The organism is Thalassobacterium maritimum, from assembly GCF_031127805.1.
Lineage (GTDB): Bacteria > Verrucomicrobiota > Verrucomicrobiia > Opitutales > Coraliomargaritaceae > Thalassobacterium > Thalassobacterium maritimum.
Window position 1 is genome coordinate 1 of the sequence record NZ_JARXHW010000041.1, and the last position, 23,695, is coordinate 23,695.

The 23,695-nt window shown below is 53.7% G+C and carries 28 protein-coding genes; 10 read left to right on the forward strand and 18 right to left on the reverse strand.

The genetic code is table 11. The features are described 5' to 3' along the window. Nucleotides 1–218: 218 nt before the first annotated feature. From atpC to QEH52_RS14800, 8 genes are all read right to left on the reverse strand, one after another. Nucleotides 219–629, reverse strand: coding sequence for an ATP synthase F1 subunit epsilon (atpC, locus tag QEH52_RS14765; protein ID WP_308951470.1), 411 nt, complete (start codon nt 627–629; stop codon nt 219–221). Nucleotides 630–677: 48 nt separating this feature from the next. Continuing rightward, entirely contained in the window at nt 678–2,099 is a 1,422-nt protein-coding gene (gene atpD, locus QEH52_RS14770) for a F0F1 ATP synthase subunit beta (RefSeq protein ID WP_308951471.1), read from the reverse strand. Between the two features lie 66 nt (nt 2,100–2,165). After that, nucleotides 2,166–3,065, reverse strand: coding sequence for an ATP synthase F1 subunit gamma (atpG, locus tag QEH52_RS14775; RefSeq protein ID WP_308951472.1), 900 nt, complete (start codon nt 3,063–3,065; stop codon nt 2,166–2,168). Between the two features lie 51 nt (nt 3,066–3,116). After that, a complete protein-coding gene (gene atpA, locus QEH52_RS14780) occupies nt 3,117–4,661 on the reverse strand; it encodes a F0F1 ATP synthase subunit alpha (RefSeq protein ID WP_308951474.1) in 1,545 nt (514 codons plus the stop codon). 76 nt (nt 4,662–4,737) lie between these two features. Further along, nucleotides 4,738–5,136 carry a F0F1 ATP synthase subunit delta gene (locus tag QEH52_RS14785; protein ID WP_308951475.1) on the reverse strand — a complete coding sequence of 133 codons (399 nt, stop codon included), beginning with the start codon at nt 5,134–5,136 and terminating at the stop codon, nt 4,738–4,740. Between the two features lie 18 nt (nt 5,137–5,154). Then, a complete protein-coding gene (atpF, locus tag QEH52_RS14790; RefSeq protein WP_308951476.1) occupies nt 5,155–5,835 on the reverse strand; it encodes a F0F1 ATP synthase subunit B in 681 nt (226 codons plus the stop codon). A gap of 81 nt (nt 5,836–5,916) precedes the next feature. Beyond that, complete coding sequence (locus tag QEH52_RS14795; RefSeq protein ID WP_308951477.1) at nt 5,917–6,138, reverse strand: ATP synthase F0 subunit C; 222 nt, start codon at nt 6,136–6,138, stop codon at nt 5,917–5,919. A 103-nt stretch (nt 6,139–6,241) separates the two neighbouring features. After that, entirely contained in the window at nt 6,242–7,081 is an 840-nt protein-coding gene (locus QEH52_RS14800) for a F0F1 ATP synthase subunit A (RefSeq protein WP_308951478.1), read from the reverse strand. A 195-nt stretch (nt 7,082–7,276) separates the two neighbouring features. Here QEH52_RS14800 and QEH52_RS14805 point away from each other — a divergent pair, with 195 nt between their 5' ends. After that, on the forward strand, nt 7,277–7,528 hold the full coding sequence (locus QEH52_RS14805) for a hypothetical protein (RefSeq protein WP_308951480.1): 252 nt from the start codon (nt 7,277–7,279) through the stop codon (nt 7,526–7,528). Between the two features lie 3 nt (nt 7,529–7,531). On the opposite strand, the gene trmB is transcribed toward QEH52_RS14805, so the two are convergent. Both trmB and QEH52_RS14815 read right to left on the reverse strand, forming a co-directional pair. Next, on the reverse strand, nt 7,532–8,131 hold the full coding sequence (trmB, locus tag QEH52_RS14810; protein ID WP_308951481.1) for a tRNA (guanosine(46)-N7)-methyltransferase TrmB: 600 nt from the start codon (nt 8,129–8,131) through the stop codon (nt 7,532–7,534). Nucleotides 8,132–8,201: 70 nt separating this feature from the next. Further along, the gene (locus QEH52_RS14815) at nt 8,202–8,441 is read right to left on the reverse strand and encodes a ferredoxin (protein WP_308951483.1); all 240 of its coding nucleotides are present in this window, start codon (nt 8,439–8,441) and stop codon (nt 8,202–8,204) included. A 176-nt stretch (nt 8,442–8,617) separates the two neighbouring features. On the opposite strand from QEH52_RS14815, the gene QEH52_RS14820 reads away from it, so the two are divergent. The 3 genes from QEH52_RS14820 (at nt 8,618) to purN (ending at nt 11,069) form a co-directional block, all read left to right on the forward strand. Continuing rightward, entirely contained in the window at nt 8,618–9,205 is a 588-nt protein-coding gene (locus QEH52_RS14820; protein WP_308951485.1) for a nucleotide exchange factor GrpE, read from the forward strand. A gap of 11 nt (nt 9,206–9,216) precedes the next feature. Beyond that, a complete protein-coding gene (gene dnaJ / locus QEH52_RS14825) occupies nt 9,217–10,374 on the forward strand; it encodes a molecular chaperone DnaJ (protein ID WP_308951486.1) in 1,158 nt (385 codons plus the stop codon). 101 nt (nt 10,375–10,475) lie between these two features. Further along, entirely contained in the window at nt 10,476–11,069 is a 594-nt protein-coding gene (gene purN / locus QEH52_RS14830; protein ID WP_308951487.1) for a phosphoribosylglycinamide formyltransferase, read from the forward strand. Nucleotides 11,070–11,112: 43 nt separating this feature from the next. On the opposite strand, the gene QEH52_RS14835 is transcribed toward purN, so the two are convergent. Continuing rightward, nucleotides 11,113–11,658 carry a hypothetical protein gene (locus QEH52_RS14835; protein ID WP_308951489.1) on the reverse strand — a complete coding sequence of 182 codons (546 nt, stop codon included), beginning with the start codon at nt 11,656–11,658 and terminating at the stop codon, nt 11,113–11,115. A gap of 174 nt (nt 11,659–11,832) precedes the next feature. Between QEH52_RS14835 and QEH52_RS14840 the strand changes: the two genes are divergently transcribed. Beyond that, nucleotides 11,833–12,747, forward strand: coding sequence for a 50S ribosomal protein L11 methyltransferase (locus QEH52_RS14840; RefSeq protein WP_308951490.1), 915 nt, complete (start codon nt 11,833–11,835; stop codon nt 12,745–12,747). A 27-nt stretch (nt 12,748–12,774) separates the two neighbouring features. Beyond that, complete coding sequence (locus tag QEH52_RS14845; protein WP_308951491.1) at nt 12,775–13,656, forward strand: helix-turn-helix domain-containing protein; 882 nt, start codon at nt 12,775–12,777, stop codon at nt 13,654–13,656. 39 nt (nt 13,657–13,695) lie between these two features. On the opposite strand, the gene fmt is transcribed toward QEH52_RS14845, so the two are convergent. Then, a complete protein-coding gene (gene fmt / locus QEH52_RS14850; RefSeq protein WP_308951492.1) occupies nt 13,696–14,667 on the reverse strand; it encodes a methionyl-tRNA formyltransferase in 972 nt (323 codons plus the stop codon). Between the two features lie 15 nt (nt 14,668–14,682). Continuing rightward, the gene (locus tag QEH52_RS14855) at nt 14,683–15,342 is read right to left on the reverse strand and encodes a 3'-5' exonuclease (protein WP_308951493.1); all 660 of its coding nucleotides are present in this window, start codon (nt 15,340–15,342) and stop codon (nt 14,683–14,685) included. A gap of 183 nt (nt 15,343–15,525) precedes the next feature. Here QEH52_RS14855 and QEH52_RS14860 point away from each other — a divergent pair, with 183 nt between their 5' ends. Together QEH52_RS14860 and QEH52_RS14865 are read left to right on the forward strand one after the other, a co-directional pair. After that, nucleotides 15,526–16,443 carry an ABC transporter permease gene (locus tag QEH52_RS14860; RefSeq protein WP_319834704.1) on the forward strand — a complete coding sequence of 306 codons (918 nt, stop codon included), beginning with the start codon at nt 15,526–15,528 and terminating at the stop codon, nt 16,441–16,443. Then, nucleotides 16,436–17,320 carry an ABC transporter permease gene (locus QEH52_RS14865; protein WP_308951496.1) on the forward strand — a complete coding sequence of 295 codons (885 nt, stop codon included), beginning with the start codon at nt 16,436–16,438 and terminating at the stop codon, nt 17,318–17,320. The genes QEH52_RS14860 and QEH52_RS14865 overlap by 8 nt, the downstream gene beginning before the upstream one ends. Before the next feature lie 29 nt (nt 17,321–17,349). On the opposite strand, the gene QEH52_RS14870 is transcribed toward QEH52_RS14865, so the two are convergent. The 4 genes from QEH52_RS14870 to trxB all read right to left on the reverse strand — a co-directional run bounded on the left by QEH52_RS14870 (nt 17,350) and on the right by trxB (nt 21,505). After that, entirely contained in the window at nt 17,350–18,465 is a 1,116-nt protein-coding gene (locus tag QEH52_RS14870) for a DEAD/DEAH box helicase (RefSeq protein WP_308951497.1), read from the reverse strand. Nucleotides 18,466–18,485: 20 nt separating this feature from the next. Then, nucleotides 18,486–19,832, reverse strand: coding sequence for a magnesium transporter (gene mgtE / locus QEH52_RS14875; protein ID WP_308951498.1), 1,347 nt, complete (start codon nt 19,830–19,832; stop codon nt 18,486–18,488). Nucleotides 19,833–19,934: 102 nt separating this feature from the next. Next, a complete protein-coding gene (gene pdxH, locus QEH52_RS14880) occupies nt 19,935–20,573 on the reverse strand; it encodes a pyridoxamine 5'-phosphate oxidase (RefSeq protein ID WP_308951499.1) in 639 nt (212 codons plus the stop codon). 2 nt (nt 20,574–20,575) lie between these two features. Next, nucleotides 20,576–21,505: a thioredoxin-disulfide reductase gene (trxB, locus tag QEH52_RS14885; protein WP_308951500.1), complete on the reverse strand. Its 930-nt coding sequence runs from the start codon at nt 21,503–21,505 to the stop codon at nt 20,576–20,578. 126 nt (nt 21,506–21,631) lie between these two features. On the opposite strand from trxB, the gene QEH52_RS14890 reads away from it, so the two are divergent. Together QEH52_RS14890 and QEH52_RS14895 are read left to right on the forward strand one after the other, a co-directional pair. Beyond that, a complete protein-coding gene (locus QEH52_RS14890; RefSeq protein ID WP_308951501.1) occupies nt 21,632–22,471 on the forward strand; it encodes a hypothetical protein in 840 nt (279 codons plus the stop codon). 41 nt (nt 22,472–22,512) lie between these two features. Then, on the forward strand, nt 22,513–22,866 hold the full coding sequence (locus QEH52_RS14895; protein ID WP_308951503.1) for a cupin domain-containing protein: 354 nt from the start codon (nt 22,513–22,515) through the stop codon (nt 22,864–22,866). Here QEH52_RS14895 and QEH52_RS14900 read toward each other — a convergent pair. Continuing rightward, on the reverse strand, nt 22,863–23,672 hold the full coding sequence (locus QEH52_RS14900; protein WP_308951505.1) for a histidinol-phosphatase: 810 nt from the start codon (nt 23,670–23,672) through the stop codon (nt 22,863–22,865). The two genes, QEH52_RS14895 and QEH52_RS14900, sit on opposite strands and share 4 nt — an antisense overlap. Nucleotides 23,673–23,695: the final 23 nt, after the last annotated feature.

Here is a 23,695-nt window from a genome sequence, read left to right on the forward strand (position 1 = left end):
GCCGTGTCATACGCCTATTTGGTAATGGGTGGATTCGCGCTTCAGTAAACGCTACTTGAGGTCACTCCATGCGCATTAATTATGAGAATCGGTATAAGGCAAAAACGATGTATTCCAGGCTCCAACGTGAGCTGAAGCCTGCTTTAAGCACACAAAAAAACGCGCCCTCAAAGAGAGACGCGTTTTGTAAATGTATCGAAAAGCTGAGCTGAATCGCTTTAGCGACGACGGCCCTTAGCGAGTTTCTGTGCGATCAAGAACTGAACATTCTTTTCAAGTTGTTCGAGTTGATCGTAGTCGACACCTTCGGCTTCGGCTTGCTTGAGCGCTTCAACTGCGCGGGCCTGGGCCGACTCGACTTCATTGAGATCGATCTCTTGCACATCGACTGCAGCTTCGGTGAGCACCGAGATGGTGTTGCCCAAAACCTTGGCGAAACCATGGTCGACTGCAATGAACTCAGTGCCAGTGTCTTTGATGACCTTCAATTCCCCCGCAACGATCTTCGTCACCATAGGAATGTGGCCTGTCAAAATACCAGCTTCACCCGACTCAGTCGGTAAAACGACTTGGTTGGCCTCAGTGCTGAGAACTTTTTCGTCGGGTGTAATTATTTCGAGTGTAAGCATTTTCGTTCAGAAGTCAGAGATCAGAGGACGGAAGTCAGAAGAATCTGATTAGCCCTTTTTGTTAGCCTCGATGGCCATTTCGATGCCGCCCTTCATGTAAAGGTCGTTCTCGGCGAGGTCATCGCACTCACCATTGAGGATCATTTGGAAGCCTTTGATGGTGTCGGCCGTGGAAACGTATTCACCCGGTGTGCCGGTGAAGATTTCCGCCACGTGGAATGGCTGTGAAAGGAACTTTTGAACCTTACGTGCACGGTAGACGGTTTGCTTGTCTTCTGGAGAAAGCTCGTCCAGACCCAAAATCGCGATGATGTCTTGTAGATCCTTGTAGCGCTGCAGCACGTTTTGCACACCGCGAGCCACCTTGTAGTGCTCTTCGCCAACGATGGCGGGATCGAGCGCGTTGGAGATCGAAGCAAGGGGATCCACCGCAGGGTAGATACCAAGCTCAGCGATCGAACGCTCCAGAACGATGGTGGAGTCCAAGTGAGCGAAGGTGTTGGCTGGCGCAGGGTCAGTCAAGTCATCGGCAGGGACATAAACGGCTTGGAAAGAGGTAATCGAACCCTTCTTGGTGGAGGTAATACGCTCCTGAAGGTTACCCATTTCCTGAGAAAGTGTTGGCTGGTAACCCACCGCAGAAGGCGAGCGACCGAGTAGCGCAGACACCTCGGCACCGGCTTGAGAGAAACGGAAGATGTTATCCACGAAGAGCAGAACGTCTTGGTTCTTTTCGTCACGGAAGTATTCAGCCATGGTCAAACCGGACAGGGCGACACGCATACGTGCACCGGGGGGCTCGTTCATTTGACCATAGACCAGGGCCACTTTGGAGTTACCAATGTTTTCTTGGTCAATAACGCCCGCATCGGACATTTCGTGGTAAAGGTCATTCCCCTCACGAGAGCGCTCACCCACACCAGCGAATACGGAGTAACCACCGTGCGCCTTAGCAATGTTATTGATCAGCTCCATGATGACAACGGTCTTACCCACACCCGCACCACCGAAGGCGCCCACTTTACCACCCTTGGTGAAGGGGCAAATCAGGTCGATCACCTTAATGCCAGTCTCGAGGATCTCGGCATCGGTTGCTTGGTCGATGAGTTCTGGAGGCTGACGGTGAATTGAGCGACGCTCGTCTGTGCCCACGGGGCCCTTTTCGTCAACAGTATCACCTGTGACATTAAAGATACGACCGAGAACGGCTTCACCAACAGGGACCGAGATCGGAGCGCCCGTACCGACGACTTCCATACCGCGGACAAGGCCGTCGGTCGAGGTCATGGCAACAGCGCGAACAAGACCCTCACCGAGGTGCTGCTGCACTTCCAGTGTAAGGTTCTTCTCAACGCCATCAATTTGGTAGGCTATTGTGATCGCGTCGAAAATTTCAGGGACGCTGTCTTGCGGAAAGGCAGCGTCGACGACGGCGCCGATGACTTGGACGATTTTACCGTTATTGCTCATGATGATTTAAAAGGAGGGAGTGTTGGCTTCTCTACGATGCGCCAGACTTGATTTAGAGGATAGGAGTTAGTTAGCGGATGCAGCGGCGGCGATTTCGAGGATTTCCTGCGTAATTGCTGCTTGGCGAGCCTTGTTGTAGTCGAGGGTGAGATCGTCAACGAGACTTGACGCATTATCCGTCGCAGCCTTCATCGCGACCATACGTGCGGAGTATTCCGCAGCACGGCTTTCGAGGAGAAGTTGGTGAATGATGACCTTCACATACAGATCAGGCAATTGCTCCAAAACCTCTTCAGCAGATGGTTCGAAAACCATTTCGCGTGAATCCTTACGAGCGGCGAGGATTTCCTCTTCACCAGCGACGCGCTTCTTGAGTTGTTCCAGCACTTCGCTCAAATCCACAATCGGAAGCAGCGATTGAATGACCGGCTCTTGCACCAGCACGTTTACAAAGCTGGGGTAAGCGACCTCGATGGTGTCAATCTCGCCCGCCTTATAAGCGTCGATCAAGAGCTTCAGCATGGGGCGTAACTCTTGAAAGTTGGCCTTGTCTGAAACAGTGAAGTCGGCAACCAAATCGCGTCCGGAACGTGTCACGAACTGAGTGGCTTTACGACCAACTGCGACAAACTTGGCATCGCCCTTGACCTCGTCAGAAATCTTACGGAATAGATTGGTGTTGAGGGGGCCGCAGAGGCCCTTGTCAGTCGAGAGGATCAGGATGCCGCGAGTCTTCACTTCGCGCTTCTCAAAGAAGGGATGCGAAATCGTGGCACCGCTCAGGTCGAGCTTTTCGCCAACAGTGTCGAGCAGATCGGCGAGCAGTAACGCGTATGGACGGCCAGCTACGGCGGCGTCCTGCGCACGTTTCATTTTAGAAGATGAAACGAGCTGCATCGCACGCGTGATCTGCCGGGTATTTTTAACCGACTTGATGCGGCGGCGGATGTCGCGAAGATTGGCCATGCTATTTAATTAGGAATTAAGAATTAGAAATTAAGTGATCAAGTCAGAGACTTAAGCAGAGAACCCAGCTTGCCACTCTTCGAGTGACTTCTTGAGGGCAGCTTCGGAATCGTCACTGATTGCTTTTTCGGAACGAATCGTGTCCATGATCTTGGAGCCACGAGTTTCGAGGAATTCACGCAAGCTTGTAGTCGCAGCAACGATTTGTGCCACTTCTACCTTATCGAAGAAACCATTTTGCACGGCCCAGATCAATGAAGACTGTACTTCGACAGGAATCGGGTTGAACGCGGTTTGCTTGAAAAGCTCCACAACACGCGCACCACGCTCGAGCTGAGCCTTGGTCTTGGCATCAAGGTCGGAACCGAACTGAGCGAATGCAGCCAACTCACGGAACTGAGCGAGTTGCAGCTTCACCTTACCCGCAACCTTCTTGATCGCCTTGATTTGTGCCGCAGAACCCACACGAGAAACGGAGAGACCCACAGAAACCGCTGGGCGGATACCTTGATTGAAGAGGTCGGTTTCGAGGAAGACCTGACCGTCGGTGATCGAGATCACGTTGGTTGGAATATAAGCCGAAACGTCACCTGCTTGAGTTTCAATGATAGGCAGTGCTGTCAGAGAACCGTTACCGTTCTCTTCATTCACACGAGCGGAACGCTCGAGCAAGCGAGAGTGGAGGTAGAAAACGTCACCAGGATAGGCTTCACGACCGGAGGGGCGCTTGAGAACCAAGGAAATTTGGCGATAAGCCACGGCTTGCTTGGAAAGGTCATCGTATACGATCAATGCGTCCATGCCGTTGTGCATGAAGAACTCACCCATCGATGCACCAGCGAAAGGTGCGATGTATTGATTGGCTGGATTGTCGCCAGCGGATGCAGTCACGATGATGGTGTATTCCATCGCGCCAGCCTTTTCGAGCACGGCGATTGTGCGAGCGATGTTTGAATTCTTCTGACCGACCGCAACATAGATCGAGTAGACGGGGCGGAAGCCTTCCGGGAAGGAACCGTCTTCGTTGCGGTGCTGGTTGTTGATCTTCGCCTGATTGATGATGGTATCAATCGCGATGGTAGTCTTACCAGTCGAACGGTCACCAATGATCAACTCACGTTGGCCACGACCGATGGGGATCATCGAGTCAATCGCCATGATGCCAGTTTGCATAGGCTGGTCGACCGACTTACGTGGGATAATACCAGGAGCGACTTGGTCGACAGGATACGTTTCAGTCGCGTCGATCGGGCCCTTGCCATCGATCGGGTTGCCAATCGCATCCACCACACGGCCTAAGAGACCCATGCCGACAGGAACGGAAAGTAGTTTACCAGTTGTAGTGGCTTCGTCGCCTTCTTTCAACTTGGAGTAATCCCCCAAGATCACACAACCGACTTCGTCTTCTTCAAGATTCAAAGCCAGACCTGTAACGCCCTGACCGAAATCGATCATTTCGTTATACATGATGCCCGATAGGCCAGAGAGCTTGGCGACACCGTCGGCGATGGAAACAACCTTGCCGGTGTTGGATTTGACGGCACCAGCCTGAAAGCTAGCGATTTCGTTTTCGATTTGTTCGACTATAGAGCTCATAGTTTGAAAGGTAGGGAAAATTAAGAAGAAAAATCCGGCTTTACTTCATTGTGCCGGTAAAAGAGGTGGAAGATATTTAGTGAACGTTTTCAGCTAGACGTTGTAGGCGCCCCGCGACGGATGCATCGTAGACATCATCACCGACACGCACACGCACACCAGCAATCAGAGACGCATCCTCGCGCGTGACTGCACTGATGGGGCGTCCGTAAACTGCCGAATATTTTGTTTCAATCGCTTTTAGCGACTCTTCGCTCAAACCAGCGGGCGTCGAAACGACTGCAGTCTGCAAAGCAATTTCGCGACGAATATAGGACAAATAGGCCTTCAGTGTGGCAAGTGGATTGCGTAGCTCGACTTGTTTCAAGCCAGCCAGCACTTCGCCGACTTTGGCTTCGGAGACGGCACCACTCTCGTCTTTAGAAAACTCGACGAGTTTCTTAGCCAATTGGGTGATCTTTTTATCGCGTTTCATCGGTTCAAAAATGGGGGCTTAGCTCGCATTCGCCAATTCCTTGGCTGCGGAATCGGAGAAAGTTTGCTTTTCAGCATCAGAGAGGTCACGTGAAAGCACCTTGGAAGATGTCGCCACAACCAGACGTGCCACTTCTTGGCGGACGTCGGAAAGCATCTTTTGGCGCTCCAGCTCAGTGGCTTCACTTGCCTTGCGGATCATAGCCTCGGCTTGTGCCGCCGCTTCTTGAGTCTTGCTCTCAATCATCTCTTTTGATTGCTCACGCGCTTCGGTGAGAATCGCTTGTGCATCGATGGCTGCCTGCTTGACCTTCTCGGCGCGCTCGCGCTCCGCTTCGGCCAATTGAGTCTTCATCTCTTCGGCGTATTGTAAGCCATCTGCAATCTTTTGCTGACGTTCGTCGAGCGTCGCTGCGATGGGCTTAACTGCAAATTTGTAGAGAACAAATGCGACGATCACGAAGTTGACCATTTGCGCGATCAAAGTCGGCAAAGACACACCGAACTTCTCGGTGATCATGGTCAACTTGCTCTCTTCAGCATGAAGACTTTCCTCCACATGCTCCAAATCGGCATGCAATTGTTCAGCGACTCCATGGAGTTTGCCCTCGACAGAGGAAGCCGCGGGCGCTTCGTCAGCGGCAACAAGACCGAGCGGTAGAGAAAGTGCGAGTAGCAAAGTAATGAATATGGCCTTCATAGAGAGGAAAGTAATAAAAAAGTCAGAAAGAGCCGGCGCCCCGCGATCCTGCGGGGCACCGGCAAAACCTGGAAAACCAGATTAGCCAAGGAAGATGGCGAAGAAGACAATCGCTTCGGCGAAAGCCATAGCGATAATCGACTGAACAAGCACCTTAGTCGCTGCTTCTGGGTTGCGACCTACAGATTCGCAAGCTTTGAGGCCAATAAGACCAATTGCGAGAGGAACTGCAATCGCTGCAGCTGCTACGTGAATTTTACCTGTTACGCCTTCTGCGGCGGCTTGTGCGATGATTTCGAACATAATGTTTTTCGTTGAGTTGTGTATTTTAGTTTGTTTCTGCGCCGCCTACGATTCTTTGACATAGTCCCGGCACTGAAAGTTTTATATGAGGGAGGGGTAAGACTTAGTGAGCGTGCTCTTCGTCGTGATTAGTCATCAATCCGATGTAAATCGCGACGAGCAAAGTAAAGATCAATGCCTGAACCACACCGACCAAGACTTCGTAAAAGTAGAATGGAATCGGCACGATGTAAGGTGCCATGCCGGTCATACTCGTCAGCAAATTTTCACCACCAAACACATTACCAAAGAGACGGAAGGATAGAGAAACCGGACGGAAAGCAATCGAAACGATTTCGATCAGCCCCACCATCATGAAGATCGGGATCAACATGATGTATACGGGCTTAGGCGTCTCCTGCTTGTCCGCCTTGTTACCGAAAAGCTCCCAGATAAAGAATTTAGGACCCGCAATTTTCAAACTAATCACCAACCAAGCCAGCATTGCGATCAAGGCCATACCGAGAGTGGCATTCAAATCAGAATTCGCCGGACGCATCCAATAGGTCAGGTGGCCGTGCTCTACATGGCCAAAAACGCCCACACCGGGAATCAAACCGCTCCAGTTATGAATCAAAATAAAGAGAAACAGACCAATTAAGAGCGGAAAGGCCATTGGAAATGCCTTTTTACCGACGATCGGCTCCAGCAAACCACGTAGCCCATCGATCAAGCTTTCAATCACCGCCTGCCCTTTGCCCGGCACCAATGTCGGCTTACCCACGCTCAAGCGCACGACTAAGATCAAGAGGATCGAGATCACCCAAGTCGTGACGATGGTATTCGTTAACGGAAGGCCCATCAACTCCGTCAACTTATACGGAGAAGGGCTCACGCCATCCGCAGCACTTGCGACGGATGCGGTTCCAGAGAGAAGAAAGACTGTTGGTAGTAGCTTGTTCACGTAGAACTGAGTAGGGAAATTAAAAGCCGTGGCGTTGTCCACAGAAAAGCGAATGTGATGTAGACCCTATCTCTACGCGTCAACCCCTGAATTCACTTAATCGCAGCACGATAAGGAAAGCTAATCGCACACATAAACTAGATGGAGCATTCTAAACTTGCAAGCAAAGCCAGCTGTGACAAAAAAAGACATAAGATGCCAGAGCTCACAAACTTAACCGATCGACTCGCCCACCTACGCGAGCGCAAGGGCGGCTCCCCTGCCATCACTGGCCAGGAGCGCGAAGAACCAGTTTCGCCCCCCAAAGCGCAAGCGTCACAGAGAAAGCACAGCACGCCCACGGGGCGTCGCTTCGCCAACGATTACTTCATGTTTTTCGTATATGCGCTGCTAGGCATCGCCGTAATCACTCAGCTCCTGATCATCGTCAGCTTAGATATAATATAAAGGCTACACACGCTTAGCGACCACAGAGTGATACGAATCCATCAAGCTCTGAAAATACGTTTCACTCTCGTAAGGCCACGGAGCCGAAGCATCAATTTCCCAATCAGGGTGCGCCTCTAAGTGCTCGACCGCCCAATCAAAATAAGGACGATCGTCTGAGCGAAAGCAAAATTCGCCGCCCACATCGGTGCGGCGCGCGACTTCATCAAGAAACGCAGCCTGCACCATACGTCGCCGGTGGTGCTTCGCCTTCGGCCAAGGATCCGGAAACAACAAGACCGTGCGTTCAAAACGAACCGAGCGGGGCAACACCTCCAAGAACTCCCCGAGTTCCGCCTTATAGAAGTGGAGATTTTCAATACCGCGCTTGGCCTTTTTATCATTCCCCTTGCGAATACGCCAAGAGATCAGATCGATCCCCACACAGACTTCATCCGGGTTGGCCTCGGCATAATCCGACAGCCAGTGGCCATGCCCACAGCCTGCCTCAAAGAGAATACGGTCGCAGCCCGCCAGGTCAGCACGGCAAATTTCAGCAAGTTCCGCCTTGCGAGCAGCTTGTTTTTCAAGCTCGCGAGCGTGGGCTTCAGTAATTTCAGTCATAAGCGCTATAGAATAAAAAGCCCGCCGAACTCGGCGGGCTTTAAAAAATCAATTATATACAAGGAGTGAACTACCCGTCCTCACCGTCGTCGCCAATCGCCTCCACGGGACAGCCCTCCAAAGCCTCCACGCAGAGTTCCAACTCTTCTTCAGAAGTTGGCTGCTTGTAGACGAAGGAATACCCTCCATCTTCGTCGCGAGTAAAGTTCTCCGGAGCAGTTTCTCGGCAAAGGTCACAGTCGATGCATTGCTCATCGACGTAGAACTTACCTTTTACATTTTCCGGCCATTTTTCATCTAGTTCTGCCATATTTCAAAAAAATCTGCTTTTTCGATGGCGAGTCAAGCGGGAAGCATACACTAAACTCAGGTTTCAATACTCAGACTGCGACCTTGAATTCTGATAATTTATCCTCACACTCCCGCGCTCACTTTGAAACCGACCGCGCAATTCGCTGTCCGCAAAGATCTAAACTTTAAAATACCATGACTAAAAAGAACGAAGACATCTCTGAAGAAATCGAAGAGCCTACAGTGGAAGCGACCGAGGAAACGAGCGAGGAAGCCACAGATTCCGCGGCCAACGAAGCCAACGAACCCGTGCTCACTGAGCTCGAAAAGGCACAAGCTGAAGCGGCTGAGATGAAGACCCGCTACTTGCGCTCCGTTGCCGACATGGAAAACTACCGCAAGCGCATCGCTCGCGAGAAGCAGGACATCATCCGCAACGCAGCGGCCAATATCGTGGAGTCCCTACTCCCCGTGCTCGACAACATGAAACTCGGCCTGCAAGCCGCCGAAAACCACCCGGAAGCCAAGGATGTGACCTTCGGCTTCAAGATGGTAGATGACCAACTGAAGAAGTCACTCTCCGAGCAGGGACTGGAAGAGCTGATCCCTGATGGCGACACCTTCGACCCTAATTTCCACGAATGTGTGGCCCACCAGCCATCGGAAGAGGTCAAAGAGGACCACATCATCCAAACCGTGCGTGCCGGCTACCGCCTGAACGACCGCCTGATTCGCGCAGCCAATGTGATCGTATCTAGTGGCCCCGCAAAAGAAGACAGCTAAATATACCTGATATGGCGAACGACTATTACGAACTCCTGGGCGTCTCCCGCGACGTCTCCGAATCCGACCTGAAGAAGGCTTACCGCAAAAAAGCGGTCAAGTATCACCCGGACAAAAACCCGGACGATGCCGCTGCCGAAGCCAAATTCAAGGAGATCTCCGAGGCCTACGACGTACTCAAAGACGCCGACAAACGGGCCGCGTATGATCGCTACGGACATGCCGCGTTCAAACAAGGCGGCATGGGCAACCCCGGCGCCGGCAGAGGCGGCATGGGCGGCCACGATCCATTCGACATCTTCCGCGAAGCCTTCGGTGGCGGCGGCGGTGGCGGCGCAGGCGGCATCTTCGAAGAGTTCTTTGGTGGGGGCGGCGGCCAATCCCACGGCGGCGCCCAGCATGGCTCCGACCTACGCTACGATCTTGAAATCACATTGGAGGAAGCTGCCAAAGGCACCGAAAAAGAGATTAAGTATCGCCGCCCGGTATCTTGTAAAAAATGTAATGGCTCAGGCGCCGAGCCTGGCTCGAGCAAAGTCACCTGCCCCACTTGCGGCGGCGCAGGCCAAGTCACCTCGAACCGCGGTTTCATTAGCTACCGCCAGGTGTGCCCCAGCTGCCAAGGCGCCGGACAAACCATCGAAAAGCCCTGCACCAGCTGCCGCGGCGAAGGTCGCGTCATGGACAGCAGCACCGTCAAAGTGCGCATCCCCGCAGGCGTGCACACTGGCTCCAAACTGCGCTCCGCAGGTAAGGGCGAAGCCGGCCACATGGGCGGCCAAGCAGGTGACCTCTACATCATCATCCACGTCAAAGAGCACGAACTCTTCGAACGCCACGATAATGACCTCTTCTGCGAAGTGCCGATCAAGTTTACCCTCGCCGCACTGGGGGGCTCCATCAGCGTGCCAACCCTATTCGGCAAAGGCTCGCTTAAGATCCCCGCTGGCACCCAAACTGGCACCACCTTCCGCCTACGCGAACAAGGCATCCCCGCGCTACGTGGCGGCCGCAAGGGCGACCTACTCATCCGCGTGCAAGTGGAAGTGCCCACCAAACTGACCAGCGAACAAACCGCAAAACTCGAAGAATACGCAGAGGCCTGCGGCGATCCCGCCAATCCCGTAAGCGAATCCTTCGTCGAAAAAGCTAAGAAATTCTTCCGCTAAAGTGGGAAAATAGTTCACCAGTGTTCGGTTGACCAGTTTCCAGTTCAGAACTGACTCTAAACCGACCACTGGTGAACTGATAACTGGAAAACCAAAAATTAATGTCCTACCCAATCGTCATTCTCGGCTCCGGCCGCGGTACCAATGCAGAGGCACTGCTGAAAGCCGAGTCCAAAAAGAAACTGGGCGCAGCCAAGATTGCCGCGGTGATCAGTGATCATGAAGATGCCGGCATTCTCGCTCTCGGGCAGAAATATAAAGTGCCTGCGATTTACCTCGATCCGGGCCGTAAGGGTGCTCGCCTCAGTGAGGCTGCGGAGCAAGCTTACATAGAGCGCATCCAGAGCTTCTCACCCAAGCTCATTGTACTCGCTGGCTTCATGCGCATCATCACGCGACCCTTCATCGAAGCCTTTGAAGGCCGCGTGATCAACCTACATCCCAGCTTACTGCCCAGCTTCCCGGGCATGAGCGCGATCCAACAAGCCTACGAACACGGCGTCAAAATAACTGGCTGCACCGTGCACTGGGTCACGCCTGCGCTCGATGCGGGTCCGATCATTGCACAAAAGGAGGTCCGCATCGAAGAAACTGATACCTTGGACATTTTAACCAAAAAAGTCCACATCGCCGAGCACGCGCTGCTGCCCGACGTCGTGACACGCCTCAGCAAAGGCAAGATCGCCGCAGTCTAGGCAGCGACTTTGATAGGGGGCCACGCAACACTACCTGTAAGGACTAAATAATCAGTAAACCTTGAGGCAAATCGACCCCAAAAACCTTATCAGAAAAATCATTCAGAATTCCCAGCGTTTCTTCAGAGAGTAAACCAAGCAGATCGTCAATACAGTCCCCACTCAACATGTATGGCATACCAGTGAAGACCAAGTCGCGATCGATACACCACGCGTATACTTGAAATTCATCGCACTCTGAGCGGGACGTGTCCTTCACCATACAACGATCCACCCACTTAGAATAATTAGTTCCAAATTGGCCCAAGTAACTCAAACGACGCTGCTCAAGGTCTCCATATTCATCAAAATAATGATCAATCAGTTTTTTGCTTTGAACTGAGAGTTCTTGCGACAACAGGACACAACATTTTGTGCACATTGCATATTCAAACATAACCTCATTACCCTTAAACGCTTTTTCAATCAAGTAGTTGGTTCCTTGGACCAACAAATCACAATCACATATAGCACAGCGCTGCAGCGGCGCGCCGGTCTCAAACGACCACAACTCTTCAGGGATAGGAATAAAGTCTTCGAATAAACGCATATAAATTTATCGTACAGAATATGCATGAGCTCAGTAAGTCTTGTCGAGAAAGAGTAAGAAGGAGGATTCTGACATTCTTAATAGTCAGCGAGCATTTCAGCATTCAAGACAGGTCTTAAAGTCCATCCATATTGCCGCTTGCACTACAGATTAAAGAAAGTAAAAACCGCAGCCATGAGCAAACAAGTTGAACTCCGCACAGGCATTCCTGATGAAATGGCCGACCCTCTCGAAGATTATTTCTGCGAAGTCGAGTCACCCTACTGGGGCATCATGCAAAAAGAAATTACGGACCCGTATGAGCTTTTTGGCATCTTCCCTGATCAAGCCACAGCGGAGAGCGAACTGGTCAAGCTACGGCAGGACTTCAAAAACCTGCCCGAAGACTTTGAACTGAGCGAGATCATCGATGCGGACTGGCAAAATGCCTACAAGGAATTCGTCAAACCATGGAGCGAGCGCCAACTGCACTGGATTCCTCTTTGGGAGCGTGACAATATTCAAGCGCCTGAAGGGAGTGCGGTGGTCTACCTCGATGCTGGCATGGCCTTTGGCACGGGCGCACACGAAACCACACGTCTGTGTGCCCGCCGTTTACTCGACTATTTGGAAGCGCATCCCGAAGCACCCGAAAAGCACGAGGTGATCGACGCTGGCTGCGGCTCGGGCGTATTGGCACTCTCCGCATCCGCACTTGGATGCAAAAATATATACGCCTTCGACTTCGATCCGGAAGCGATCACTGTCTGTCACAGCAATTCAGAAGAGAATGCACACCTGACAAAACCTGAATTCGCCGTCGCGGATCTGGAGCAAGGCTTCGCCGCTGGCCGCCAGGCAGACCTAGTGCTGGCCAACATTCAAACCGACGTGCTCATCCCCCATTGCGACCCACTGGTCAACGGCGTCAAAGCCAACGGCACGCTAGCCTTGAGTGGGATTCTCACCAAAGAGCTGGAGCAAGTGCGCACTCACTTCGCAGAACAGTTTGCCGCACAGCGCCCGGACGTAAAAATCTCGGTCGACAGCCGAGAAGACGGCGAATGGGGCGACTTACTCTTCTCTTTACATTCCATGCTTGCGGAATAAAAGAAGACCCACACATAATGCGCGGTAATGCAAAGTATTGGGGAACGACTAGAAGAAGCACGTAAACGCAAGGGCATCTCCCTGCGCGAAGCCGCGGAAGCGACTAAGATCCGCAGCGACTTCCTCGGTTACATCGAAACCAACCAAATGGATTTTGATCTCCCCGAGATCTACAAGCGCGGCTTCCTCAAGAACTATGCCCGCTACTTGCGCCTGGACGTGGATAAAATCATGTCCGATTACAATACGCAGCACATGAGCCATCCCCGCATGGCCAAAAAAGGAGGTGCGGAGTGGTTCGGCCAAATGGAAGCCAAAAAAGCGGGAACCGAAGATGCAGCTGGAGAGCATGAATCCGCAGACGGAGCTCCCCCAAAGCAAGCTGAGGAGCCCCCACGCTACGGGCGTATCGCCGCTAAACCGAGCACACGCCCCGAGGAAAACGGCCACGGCCGCGACGGGCATAACGATGACGAAGGCGAAGAGACGGATAAGACTTTTTATATGAAGATCGGCCTGATCTTCGTTGGCACACTGGCACTTGTGTTCGTAGTCTTCGGCCTAATTTGGGCGATACTTGGCAGCGGTGGTTCCGACGATCTAGAGAACGGAGATCCCGAGCTACGCGAATCTGCGGAAGTCGCTCAAGTTACAGATCCATCCTCGCCGGCATCCAGTTCGAATAGCATCACTCTCATTGCGAGCGGCAACGTTTACGTATTGGTCCGACAACAATCCGACAGTCAGGAGCTCTATCGCAAGACGATGAGCGCTGGCGAAAGCGCAACCGTAGAAAAAGATGGCGCAGTCGACATCCTCTTCACTGCAGGTGAGAATATTCTAATCGAATCTGGCGGCGAACGCTTCCAGCCCAGCACTTCCGGCACTGCCAAAATTACGATCGAATAAGCCACGCAGTCAGCACTGAAGCTGCGCCTTGAATAACACTCAAACGAGTAATGGCGCACTGGCCACGCTGGCTAAGACCTCGCCCTCTTCGATAGGATAGCCGCGCAGAAAATCCGGCGCGGGCAACATGCGCCCCCCCGGACGTTGCAATTCATGCAGCGAAACCACCCCCTCAGCTGTGGCCACCTCGACGCAGTCACCGACTGCCACCACTGTGCCCGGCTGCGCACGACTGCTACTAGCGGATACCGTGCAGCGCCCCACTTTCACCCGTGTCTCCCGATGATCGAAGTAGCCTCCTGGCCAGGGTGTGAAGGCACGCAAGCGCGCATCCAGAGCGGCTGCGGATTGATTAAAATCAAGCGCGCCATCTTCTTTCGATATTTTGCGACAGAAAGTAGCTTGGCTCACATCTTGGGGCACAAAATCGAGCTGCCCGCTCAGCGCCGCAGTCAGATCGCGCTGTAGCAGCGGCACCACGGCCTCCCCCACCTTGGCACGCACGATGGGACTGGTGTCGGTGCTTTCAATTCGCACAGATTCACGGTCGGCGACATCACCGGCATCCATTTCTTTCACGATCTGCATCAGGCAGACCCCAGTCTCCTGCTCCCCGAGCGCGATGGCGGTCTCGACAGGCGAGGCGCCCCGATAGGCGGGCAAAAGGGAGCCGTGAAAATTCAACATACCATGTGTGGGCGCTTCGCGTACCGACTTCGGCAAGAAGTGCCCATAGGCCATCACAAAAGCCAGCGCGACCGACTCCGCGCGCAACCACTCCGCCAGCGCGGCGTCGGGCTTGTCGGGCTGCAAGAGCTGGATGCTCTGCTCGCTGGCATAGGCCGCGACGGGATTTTGCTGCAGCTTTTTACCGCGCCCTTGCCGGCGGTCGGGCTGGGTGACGACCGCCGCCAGCGTGCACAACTGCGAGCCCTGCTCGACTAGATAACGCAGCCCCGGAAGACAGATGGCATCGGAACCGAAATAAACGATTTTTGGTAGATCAGACATAGAAAAAAATCAGTGCTAGAGGAGTTCTTGTTGGCCCATGTTCTCGCGCGCGGCGTCGGAGGCGCTGCTCTGTAAAAAGAGCCAGCGCAAGGTGGCCTCCGCCAGCGTCGGCTCCTCAGAGAGACGACGCAAGAGCAAGGCCGAGGCGAGCGCATCATACAGCGCACAATGATAATGACGCCGCTCGGCCGGGCAAATCACCGCGGCCTGCGCATCCAGCGCCGCTTGCAGCTCAAACAAAGTGATCAATACCTGCAGCTTATGCTGCTCTAACTGCGGATAAATACTGCGGTAGATGTAGAGCGTGTCCAACCAAGGGCCCCAACTGGCGATGCTTTGCCCCGGCTCCGAAAAGTTGGGCGAAGTGCGCGGATAGGACCAAACCGCGCGCAAAAAGCCGTCTTCCACTGCGGCATTGTGCGCGCAAAAAGGGCCCGTCTCACGCAGCCGCGCAAAGAGCGGCCACTCCGCATCGAAGCGTGCCTCGCCCGCGGCACGGTCTTCAGAGATGCCATGTTGTCCACGGTCGATGTCGGTGATCGTGCCGATGGGCGCACAGATCCGTGTCTGCGAAGCGACAATCTCGCCCTGCTGCAGCGTGACGTAGCCGTATTCCACGACCCCGCTCTGGCGGCTGCCTTCAAAATCAATGACATGGATGGGAGTTTCGAACATGAGAAATTTATATGCGAGCGCAAGCTAACTCGGAGGCAGCCCCGCGCAAGCGCAGAGACTGTCCTTTGCTTTTTTCGTAGGGGTTTCACTGGTGAAGCCCCTAGGTTTATGAATTTGATATTTGATTCACGCACACAGTCGTTCAAACAATATTCCTACTTCCAACTTCTCACTTCTCACTTCGTGTTTCAACTCATCCTCAGACGTCTACTGCAAGCCATCCCCACATTGTGGGTGATTGCGACAGCGACCTTTGTCTTGATGCAGCTCACGCCGGGAGGCCCCTTTGACACGGAAAAAGATATTCCGGAAGAAGTGCAGGCGCTGATCAATGCCCACTACGGCTTGGACCTGCCAATGCATGAGCAGTATCTACGCTTTCTGGGGCAACGCTTGCGGGGCGATTTCGGGCCTTCTTACAAATACGCAGGCTGGGATGTGGACGAAATTATCGCGCAGAGCTTTCCGGTCTCATTGGAGCTGGGCTGCTACGCGCTGCTGGTCGCCTTGGCAATCGGCACCCCCATCGGCGTGTTCGCCGCGCTGCGACACAAGCGGCCGTCGGAAACTGCGCTCATGGGCTTTGCCATGCTGGGCATCTGCCTACCGGCCTTTGTGCTGGGGCCCATACTGATCATGGTTTTCAGTATGCAACTCGGCTGGTTCAATCCCTTTGGCTGGAATACAGCCAGTGACCGGGTGCTGCCCTCAATCACGCTGGGGCTCTTTTATGCGGCCTACATCGCGCGCTTGGCACGCAGCGGCATGTTGGATGTGATGCGGCTCGACTATATTCGCACTGCCCGCGCCAAAGGTTTACGCGAACGTGCGGTGGTGCTGCGGCACGCGCTGCGCACTGCGCTCTATCCGGTAGTGGCCTACCTGGGGCCCGCTGTGGCAGGACTGATCAGTGGCTCCTTTGTCGTGGAAACCATCTTTTTCATCCCCGGGCTGGGCAGTTTCTTTGTCAATTCCGCCTTCAACCGCGACAGCACCATGGTGATGGGCACCGTGCTGTTTTACGCAGTGCTCATTTTATTTTTCAACCTACTGGTGGACCTCATTCAAATGTGGATGAACCCACGCACCCGCCATGACTAAGCTCGAACGCGAACAGACAGCGACCGACGCACGCTCACTGGGGCGCGACGCCTGGGAACGCCTGTGCGCCAACCGCATGGCACGCATCGGCGGCGGACTCTTTATCGGCATCACCCTACTCTGCTTGGTCGGGCCCTTTTTTGTGCCCTACTCGCTGGAAACCACCCAGTTGGCCTACGGCGCACAGCCTCCTTCTTGGTCACACTGGTTTGGCACCGATGAACTCGGTCGCGACCTACTGGTGCGCACCCTGATTGGCGGGCGCATTTCCATCGGCGTCGGCTTCGCCGCGACCGCGGTGGCGCTGCTGATCGGAGTCGTCTATGGCATGATTGCCGGCTACTACGGCGGACGCATTGAAGCCGCCATGATGCGCTTCGTCGACACGCTCTACGCACTGCCCTTCACCATTATCGTCATTTTGCTCACCGTCCTGCTCGGCCGCAGTATTCTATTGATCTTCCTCGCCATCGGCGCGGTGGAATGGCTGACCATGGCCCGCATCGTGCGCGGGCAAACCAAGGCGCTGCGCAAGCAGACTTTTATCGATGCCGCCATCGTAAATGGCGTGCCGACTCGCCGCATTCTAGGCCGACACATATTGCCCAACCTACTCGGGCCGGTGATTGTCTTCACCACCCTCACCATTCCTGCCGTGATTTTATTGGAATCCGTGATCAGCTTCCTCGGCCTCGGCGTGCAACCGCCAATGAGCTCCTGGGGCATCTTGATCAACGAGGGCGCAGTCAAACTCGACATCTACCCTTGGATGTTAATCTTCCCCGCAGCCTTTTTCTCGCTCACGATCTTCGCGCTCAACTTCGTGGGCGACGGCCTACGTGATGCCCTAGACCCCAAGGACTCGGGCGATTCTTAGCGAAACCGAGTATGATGAACTCGCAGCAACTACTCCACTAGGCTAAAGTTTAGACCAAGCGATTGCTCTAACTTAGTAATTTGGCCGCGCTCACTGGGTTCGATCAATGTCAAAGAAACACCTCGCTTACCTGCACGTGCGGTGCGTCCGCTGCGATGCGTGTAGTATTGAATCGCATCGGGCAACTGATGTTGGATCACAAACGACAAAGCTTCGACATCGATACCGCGGGCCGCCACATCGGTCGCGATGAGGAACTGGACACGTTCTTTTTTAAAGGCACGCATCACCTTATCGCGATCGCGCTGGCTGAGGTCTCCTTGAATCACACCCACCGAGAGGCCGGCTTTTTCCAATTCCTCCCCCATACGAATCGCTCCGGCACGGGTGCGGCAAAAAATTAACCCGCGCTGGCTGCCTTGCCCTTTTAAATAATGAATGATAAAGGCATCTTTCTCCTCGCGGGCACAAATCGCATACTGATGATCGATGTTGCGGTTAACAACCTGTTTTGGGTCGACCTGCACCCGATGCGCTTGAGCTGACATATGATCAGAGATCAGCCCTTGCACCCGCTTCTGGAAAGTGGCCGAGAAGAGCCAAGTCGCCTGGCGCTTCGGAGTCTCCTTAAAGATCGACGCCAGTTCTTGCTGGAAGCCCATGCTCAACATTTCGTCGGCTTCGTCTAAGACCAGATATTGCACACCATCCAGCTGCAGGCCTTCTTTCAGCAGATCCATCAAGCGCCCGGGTGTCGCCACCAGAATGGGAGTGGGACGGCTGAGGCGTTGAATCTGATCGGCGAGTTTGTCACCGCCTGCGGCCACTTCGATGAAAATTTTGGGATCACAAAACTTAGTGAAACGAAAGAGTTCCTTACCAATCTGCTTAGCCAGTTCACGTGTGGGCGCGATAATCAGCCCCTGAATCTTATCAATCGACGGGTCGACTTTCATTAATAGCGGCACCCCAAAGGCGGCGGTTTTACCGGTGCCGGTTTGCGCCTGTGCGATCAAGTCGCTGCCCTCGTTCAAGAGGAAGGGAATGACCGCGTTTTGCACTGGAGTGGGCGTTTGAATACCGAGCCCATCGAGGCCCTGCACGAGATCAGCGCGCACGCCTAGTGATTTAAAATTATCTGCCATAGCTAAAATTCGTAAAGTAATTAGGATAAAATCGCGACCGCGATCGAAAAGTAAATGCTGAGGCCAATCGCATCCATCACCGAAGTAATGAGCGGGCTACTGGCCACTGCGGGGTCGAGCTTGAACTTGCTCAGTGTAAACGGAAGCAATACTCCCAGCAAATTAGCCACAAACACAATGCTTAACATACTGAGCCCAACCACCATCGCGACATCCAGCCCGCTGCGATAGATTCCGAGTAGCCAAGTCAGTCCGCCCATCGCGCCGCCGAGTAAGAGCCCGACAAAGAGCTCCTTGGCCATGGCCTGCCACCAGCCATTTAATTTCAAGTCCCCCGTCGAAATCGCACGCACCATCAAAGTGGCCGATTGAGCGCCGGTATTACCTCCACTCGCGATGAGTAGCGGCATAAAGAGCACCAGCGCCACGTAGGTCTGCAAATACTCTTGATAGTTGGAGATCACCGCCGCAGACAGTAGATTCACAAAAATCAGAATCACCAGCCAGCCGATACGCTTCTTAAACAAGACCGCTGGCGCAGCTGCGGTATAGTTCATCTCCAGAGGAGTCACCGCCGCGCCTTTATGGAAGTCTTCGGTGGCCTCTTCTTCGGCCACGTCCATAATATCGTCAACTGTCACAATGCCGACCAGCACGCCCTCGGAGTCCACCACTGGCAGCGCATTGACATCATAACGCTGGATCTGCTCCACTGCCACTTCGCGGTCGTCATAGGCCGAAAGACATACGAATTGATAATTCAACATGTCTGAAATAATCGTAGACGGCGGCACCATAATTAGGCGGCGCATACGCACGATATCGATCAACAAGCCGTTGCTATCAGTGACATAGAGGATATTAAAAATTTCACTATCGCGCCCATACTTGCGGATATGAGCCAGCGCATGGTCACAGGTCCACTCCGCGCGGATGCGAATATAGTCTGGCGTCATCAGACGCCCCACACTTTCTTCCGGGTAGCCCAATAGCTGACGCGACTCCTGCAAATCCTCGGGGCTCAGCAATTGCATCAAGCGCCGCGTCACCGTAGCAGGTAATTCTTCCAACATCGCGGTCCGGTCATCAGGGCTCAAGTCGGCCAATAACACTCGGGTATCCGCATCCGTCAAAGCCTCCAAGAAGGCATCCTGATCCTCTGGCTCGAAGTAAGCAAAAATGTCAGCCGCCCGCGCCCGCGGCAACGCACGGTAGACCAAAATCTGATGCGGCTTATCCAAGCGCAAAATATAGTCGGCAACCTCGGGTATCGCCCAGTTTTGCAACTCCTCAGAGATTGGCTTGATGTGCCCGCTGGCAATCAAACGCTCCATCTTTACATCAATCTCTGTATTTTCGTCCACCATCGTTCAGTCGGTAATAAAAGCCAGCCATACAGAGTAAAGCGGGAAAATGAAGATCAAACGTGGAACGTCCAACACCGACCTATGGGCATTCGGCGTCCCCAACTACGGGGCCAAGCGCTCGGCGGCCCACTGGCCCTCCACGTCACGCTGATATATAAAACGGTCATGCAGACGGCTCGCGCGGCCCTGCCAGAATTCAAAAGACTCGGGGACGATGCGATAGCCCCCCCAATTATCAGGCAGTGGAACCTTCCCCTGGGCAAACTTGCGTTTCATCTGGTCGAGCTTCATTTCCAAAATACTGCGCGAAGTAATGACCTGACTCTGTGGCGACGCCCAAGCCCCCAGTTGACTCCCGAAGGGCCGACTCAAGAAATACTTCAGGGACTCCGCTTTAGAGACACGCTCTACGCGCCCAATCACATTGACCTGGCGCTGCAAGGGCAGCCACAGAAAATTGGCCGCCGCCTGCGGATTGGCTTCCAACTGTGCCGCCTTGCGACTCTCGTAATTGGTGTAAAAGGTGAGCCCCTGCTCTGAAAAGCCCTTTAGCAAGACCACGCGCGTGCTCGGCAGGCCATTGCCATCCGCGGTGGCCAAGCACATGGCATTGGGCTCCTCGAGCTCGCACTGCTGCGCCTCGCGAAACCACTTTTCAAACTGCTCAAAGGGCGAGTCCAGCAAATCACTCTCGCTGAAACTGCCCTTCGTATAGCTTTGCCTGAGATCGGAGAGATCCATTTTTAAGCATTTTCTGCCAACCAGCGCTCCGCCTCAATTGCAGCTTGGCAACCCATGCCAGCAGCGGTGATCGCCTGACGATACACATGGTCGACACAGTCGCCCGCAGCATAAAAGCCTTCAAACTTGGTCTTCACTTGGCTACCAGCCTCCGGAACGATGTAGCCATCGCCATCGCGCTCCAACAGACCTTCAACAAAGTCCGTATTCGGAATATGCCCAATCGCGATAAATGCGCCCTTACAAGGAATCTCGCGCTCTTCGCCGGTTTGGGTATCTTTGACGCGAATCGCGCGTGTGAAGCCCTTTTCATCCGCCAAAATCTCAGTCGGCGCCGAGTTCCAAGCCATTTCGATCTTTTCATGCGAAGTCGCACGGTCAGCCATAATCTGAGAAGCACGCAGCTCATCACGACGGTGGATCAATGTCACCTTTGAGCAAAAACGAGTCAAAAACAAAGCTTCTTCCGCCGCGGAGTCGCCCCCACCGACGACCACGACTTCCATGTCACGGTAGAAGGCACCATCACAAGTGGCGCAAGTGGTCACGCCCTTGCCGCCAAACATCTCTTGCTCCCCGGGAATGCCCAGCAGGCGTGGACGTGCACCTGTTGCAACGATCACGGTCTTCGCTTCCAGAACCTTTTCGCCCGCATAGAGCTTTTTGACACCCTCCACGACCTCGATCTTATCGATCTTGGCATGCTCGTAACGCGCTCCGAAACGAGCCGCTTGCTTACGCAAGTTGTCCATCATGGTGTAACCATCGATCCCCTCAGGAAACCCAGGGAAATTTTCCACTTCGGAAGTGGTCGTCAACTGCCCCCCAGGCTGTGCACCTTCGAGCACAAGCGGGTTGAGCTGAGCACGCCCCGTGTAAATAGCTGCAGTGAGTCCGGCACAGCCAGTGCCTAAGATAATGACGTCTTCCATAGTATAAAGTGGTCTAAAATTGGTAAAAGTAGCCGAAGATGAAGCGAGCGAGCCGATTCTCAACCAAAATTTGAACTTCTCTGCGGGTTTGCGCTTCGCCCCTACTTGAGCTAGACTCTCTGCACCATGAAAACTGCCCCGCTGTTCGCCCTGTTCACCCTCATCGGCCAATCTTTATCTTTAGCAGCCGCAACGATCACAAGCGGTCAAAATACCGCAGCTGTCATCGAGGCACTGGGCAAGCCGATGGGCACGATCGAACTGCGCGAAAAGACGCTGCTACTCTACCCTCAAGGCGAAGTCACCTTAAAACAGGGCCTGGTCACCGAAATCGACCTTATGGACGAAGCTCAATTTCAGGCCGATCAGGAGCGATTACGGCTCGAACGTGAAGAATGGTTGCTCGACCAAGAGCGCCGCCGCGCCGCAGTCACCCAAGAGGGCGAAGCCATTCGTAAAGATAAAATGACGAGCAGCGCCTTCGCCGCACTGCCCGCCAAGGATCAAGTCGATTACTGGCGCAGCTTCCAAATTCGCTACCCCTCGGTGGATGCCTCAGACCAAATAGCCACCGCCCTGGCCAGCTATCAAACCGAATTAGAAGAACTACGCAGCCAACAAAAAATCGCAGAACTGGAGGCACGCGTCGCTCAAGCAGAAAAAGAAGCCGCGACGGCACGCCTTGAAACCGAGCAATTAAGGAAAGAAACCGAAAACACCCAGCGCAGCACAAACTACGGGCTCCGCTATTACACCGATCCGGTAATCACTCACCCACACTATTATTACCGTCCCCCAAAAGTTACCATCTATACAAACGGCAAAGAGTCCTCCCATGAGCGAGACCGAAATAAACAGCCAAAGCCTCAGCGCCCCAACGGCATCTACCGCAACAGCCAATCCAATTCGCAAGCCGAAAGCGTTGCTGAGCGCGCACAACGTATATTGAATCCGAGCAAAGATTAGCTAAGACTTGATTCAGCACGCAGAACAATTAGACTCACGACATGATTAAAAACGTGCATGATGTAATTCCTGAAATCGCCGAAGGAGTACGCGGTGGCAATGGCAGCGTAACCGCCCACAAACTACTCGATCTCTTCCCTGGCAGCGCCATTAAAAGCGTAGGCATCGTACGCCTCGAACCCGGAGCCAGCGTTGGCGAACACTCGCACCAAGACGAAGAAGACTTCTACTACTGCATCTCTGGAACAGGAGTGGTGGTCGACAACGGCAGCGAGCATCCATTCACTCCTGGCACTCTACAAATCACCCGTAGCGGCGAATCCCAAGCGATTCGCAATACAGGAGAAACGGAGCTCGTGTTTCTAGGCGCACTCGTCGCCGGGCTGGAGATCTAGTCTTCGGACCCATTCGGCATGTCAATGCGTTGACGTTTGCGTCCACGAAAATAATACAAATCCTTAAACCCCTTCTCACGAAGCATCGGCTGGATCACATCGAAAAATTGCCCCACTGATGTTGGGCGGTGCGAATCGGAACCGATGGTGAGCTTCACGCCCATTTCGGCGGCCCAATCAAGAATCAAGGGATCTGGATGGACTTCGTAAGCGCCTTTAGTCAGGCCGCTGGTATTGACCTCCATGCAAATATCTTCATCCACCACTGCTTGCAGGAATTCACGGATGACATCCTCGTGCTTTGCGGGTTCAAATTTCTTAACCACCCCATAGGTACGAATGACATCGGGGTGCGACATACTATCGTAGCGGCCCGATTGCACCCCGTCCTTCAAATGGCGGAAGTAACTATCAATCTTCATAGCATCCCGCTTTACTTTATTCTTGGCCAGCCACTCGATATAACTGCGACATTGCGCATGCAAGGAGCCCAGAACAAAATCAAAATCATAGCTCGCCAAGATCTCATCCATCGGCTCCAGCTCAGCTTCGTCGGGATAAACTTCCGCTTCGATGCCACACAGCACCTCCACCCCGAGCGGTTTCGCCTGCTCCGCCGTGCGATGCACCAGCTCGACATAATCATCGAGTTGATCACGATGCATGCGAATGCCCTGATGTCCAAAGGCCTCCCAACGCATCGGGATGTGGCAAGTGATCGTAATCAAATCGATTCCGACTTCGGCCGCCATCTCGGCATATTGTATAGGATCACCTACGGCATGGCCGCAAAGTGGAGTGTGCATGTGTGAATCAACGCGCATAGATT

Excerpts from the sequence above, each read along its gene's own strand:
- atpC (WP_308951470.1), bottom strand. The coding sequence starts at position 629 with ATGCTTACACTCGAAATAATTACACCCGACGAAAAAGTTCTCAGCACT.
- atpD (WP_308951471.1), bottom strand. The coding sequence starts at position 2,099 with ATGAGCAATAACGGTAAAATCGTCCAAGTCATCGGCGCCGTCGTCGAC.
- atpG (WP_308951472.1), bottom strand. The coding sequence starts at position 3,065 with ATGGCCAATCTTCGCGACATCCGCCGCCGCATCAAGTCGGTTAAAAAT.
- atpA (WP_308951474.1), bottom strand. The coding sequence starts at position 4,661 with ATGAGCTCTATAGTCGAACAAATCGAAAACGAAATCGCTAGCTTTCAG.
- QEH52_RS14785 (WP_308951475.1), bottom strand. The coding sequence starts at position 5,136 with ATGAAACGCGATAAAAAGATCACCCAATTGGCTAAGAAACTCGTCGAG.
- atpF (WP_308951476.1), bottom strand. The coding sequence starts at position 5,835 with ATGAAGGCCATATTCATTACTTTGCTACTCGCACTTTCTCTACCGCTC.
- QEH52_RS14795 (WP_308951477.1), bottom strand. The coding sequence starts at position 6,138 with ATGTTCGAAATCATCGCACAAGCCGCCGCAGAAGGCGTAACAGGTAAA.
- QEH52_RS14805 (WP_308951480.1), top strand. The coding sequence starts at position 7,277 with ATGCCAGAGCTCACAAACTTAACCGATCGACTCGCCCACCTACGCGAG.
- trmB (WP_308951481.1), bottom strand. The coding sequence starts at position 8,131 with ATGACTGAAATTACTGAAGCCCACGCTCGCGAGCTTGAAAAACAAGCT.
- QEH52_RS14815 (WP_308951483.1), bottom strand. The coding sequence starts at position 8,441 with ATGGCAGAACTAGATGAAAAATGGCCGGAAAATGTAAAAGGTAAGTTC.
- QEH52_RS14820 (WP_308951485.1), top strand. The coding sequence starts at position 8,618 with ATGACTAAAAAGAACGAAGACATCTCTGAAGAAATCGAAGAGCCTACA.
- dnaJ (WP_308951486.1), top strand. The coding sequence starts at position 9,217 with ATGGCGAACGACTATTACGAACTCCTGGGCGTCTCCCGCGACGTCTCC.
- purN (WP_308951487.1), top strand. The coding sequence starts at position 10,476 with ATGTCCTACCCAATCGTCATTCTCGGCTCCGGCCGCGGTACCAATGCA.
- QEH52_RS14835 (WP_308951489.1), bottom strand. The coding sequence starts at position 11,658 with ATGCGTTTATTCGAAGACTTTATTCCTATCCCTGAAGAGTTGTGGTCG.
- QEH52_RS14840 (WP_308951490.1), top strand. The coding sequence starts at position 11,833 with ATGAGCAAACAAGTTGAACTCCGCACAGGCATTCCTGATGAAATGGCC.
- QEH52_RS14845 (WP_308951491.1), top strand. The coding sequence starts at position 12,775 with ATGCAAAGTATTGGGGAACGACTAGAAGAAGCACGTAAACGCAAGGGC.
- fmt (WP_308951492.1), bottom strand. The coding sequence starts at position 14,667 with ATGTCTGATCTACCAAAAATCGTTTATTTCGGTTCCGATGCCATCTGT.
- QEH52_RS14855 (WP_308951493.1), bottom strand. The coding sequence starts at position 15,342 with ATGTTCGAAACTCCCATCCATGTCATTGATTTTGAAGGCAGCCGCCAG.
- QEH52_RS14865 (WP_308951496.1), top strand. The coding sequence starts at position 16,436 with ATGACTAAGCTCGAACGCGAACAGACAGCGACCGACGCACGCTCACTG.
- QEH52_RS14870 (WP_308951497.1), bottom strand. The coding sequence starts at position 18,465 with ATGGCAGATAATTTTAAATCACTAGGCGTGCGCGCTGATCTCGTGCAG.
- mgtE (WP_308951498.1), bottom strand. The coding sequence starts at position 19,832 with ATGGTGGACGAAAATACAGAGATTGATGTAAAGATGGAGCGTTTGATT.
- pdxH (WP_308951499.1), bottom strand. The coding sequence starts at position 20,573 with ATGGATCTCTCCGATCTCAGGCAAAGCTATACGAAGGGCAGTTTCAGC.
- trxB (WP_308951500.1), bottom strand. The coding sequence starts at position 21,505 with ATGGAAGACGTCATTATCTTAGGCACTGGCTGTGCCGGACTCACTGCA.
- QEH52_RS14890 (WP_308951501.1), top strand. The coding sequence starts at position 21,632 with ATGAAAACTGCCCCGCTGTTCGCCCTGTTCACCCTCATCGGCCAATCT.
- QEH52_RS14895 (WP_308951503.1), top strand. The coding sequence starts at position 22,513 with ATGATTAAAAACGTGCATGATGTAATTCCTGAAATCGCCGAAGGAGTA.
- QEH52_RS14900 (WP_308951505.1), bottom strand. The coding sequence starts at position 23,672 with ATGCACACTCCACTTTGCGGCCATGCCGTAGGTGATCCTATACAATAT.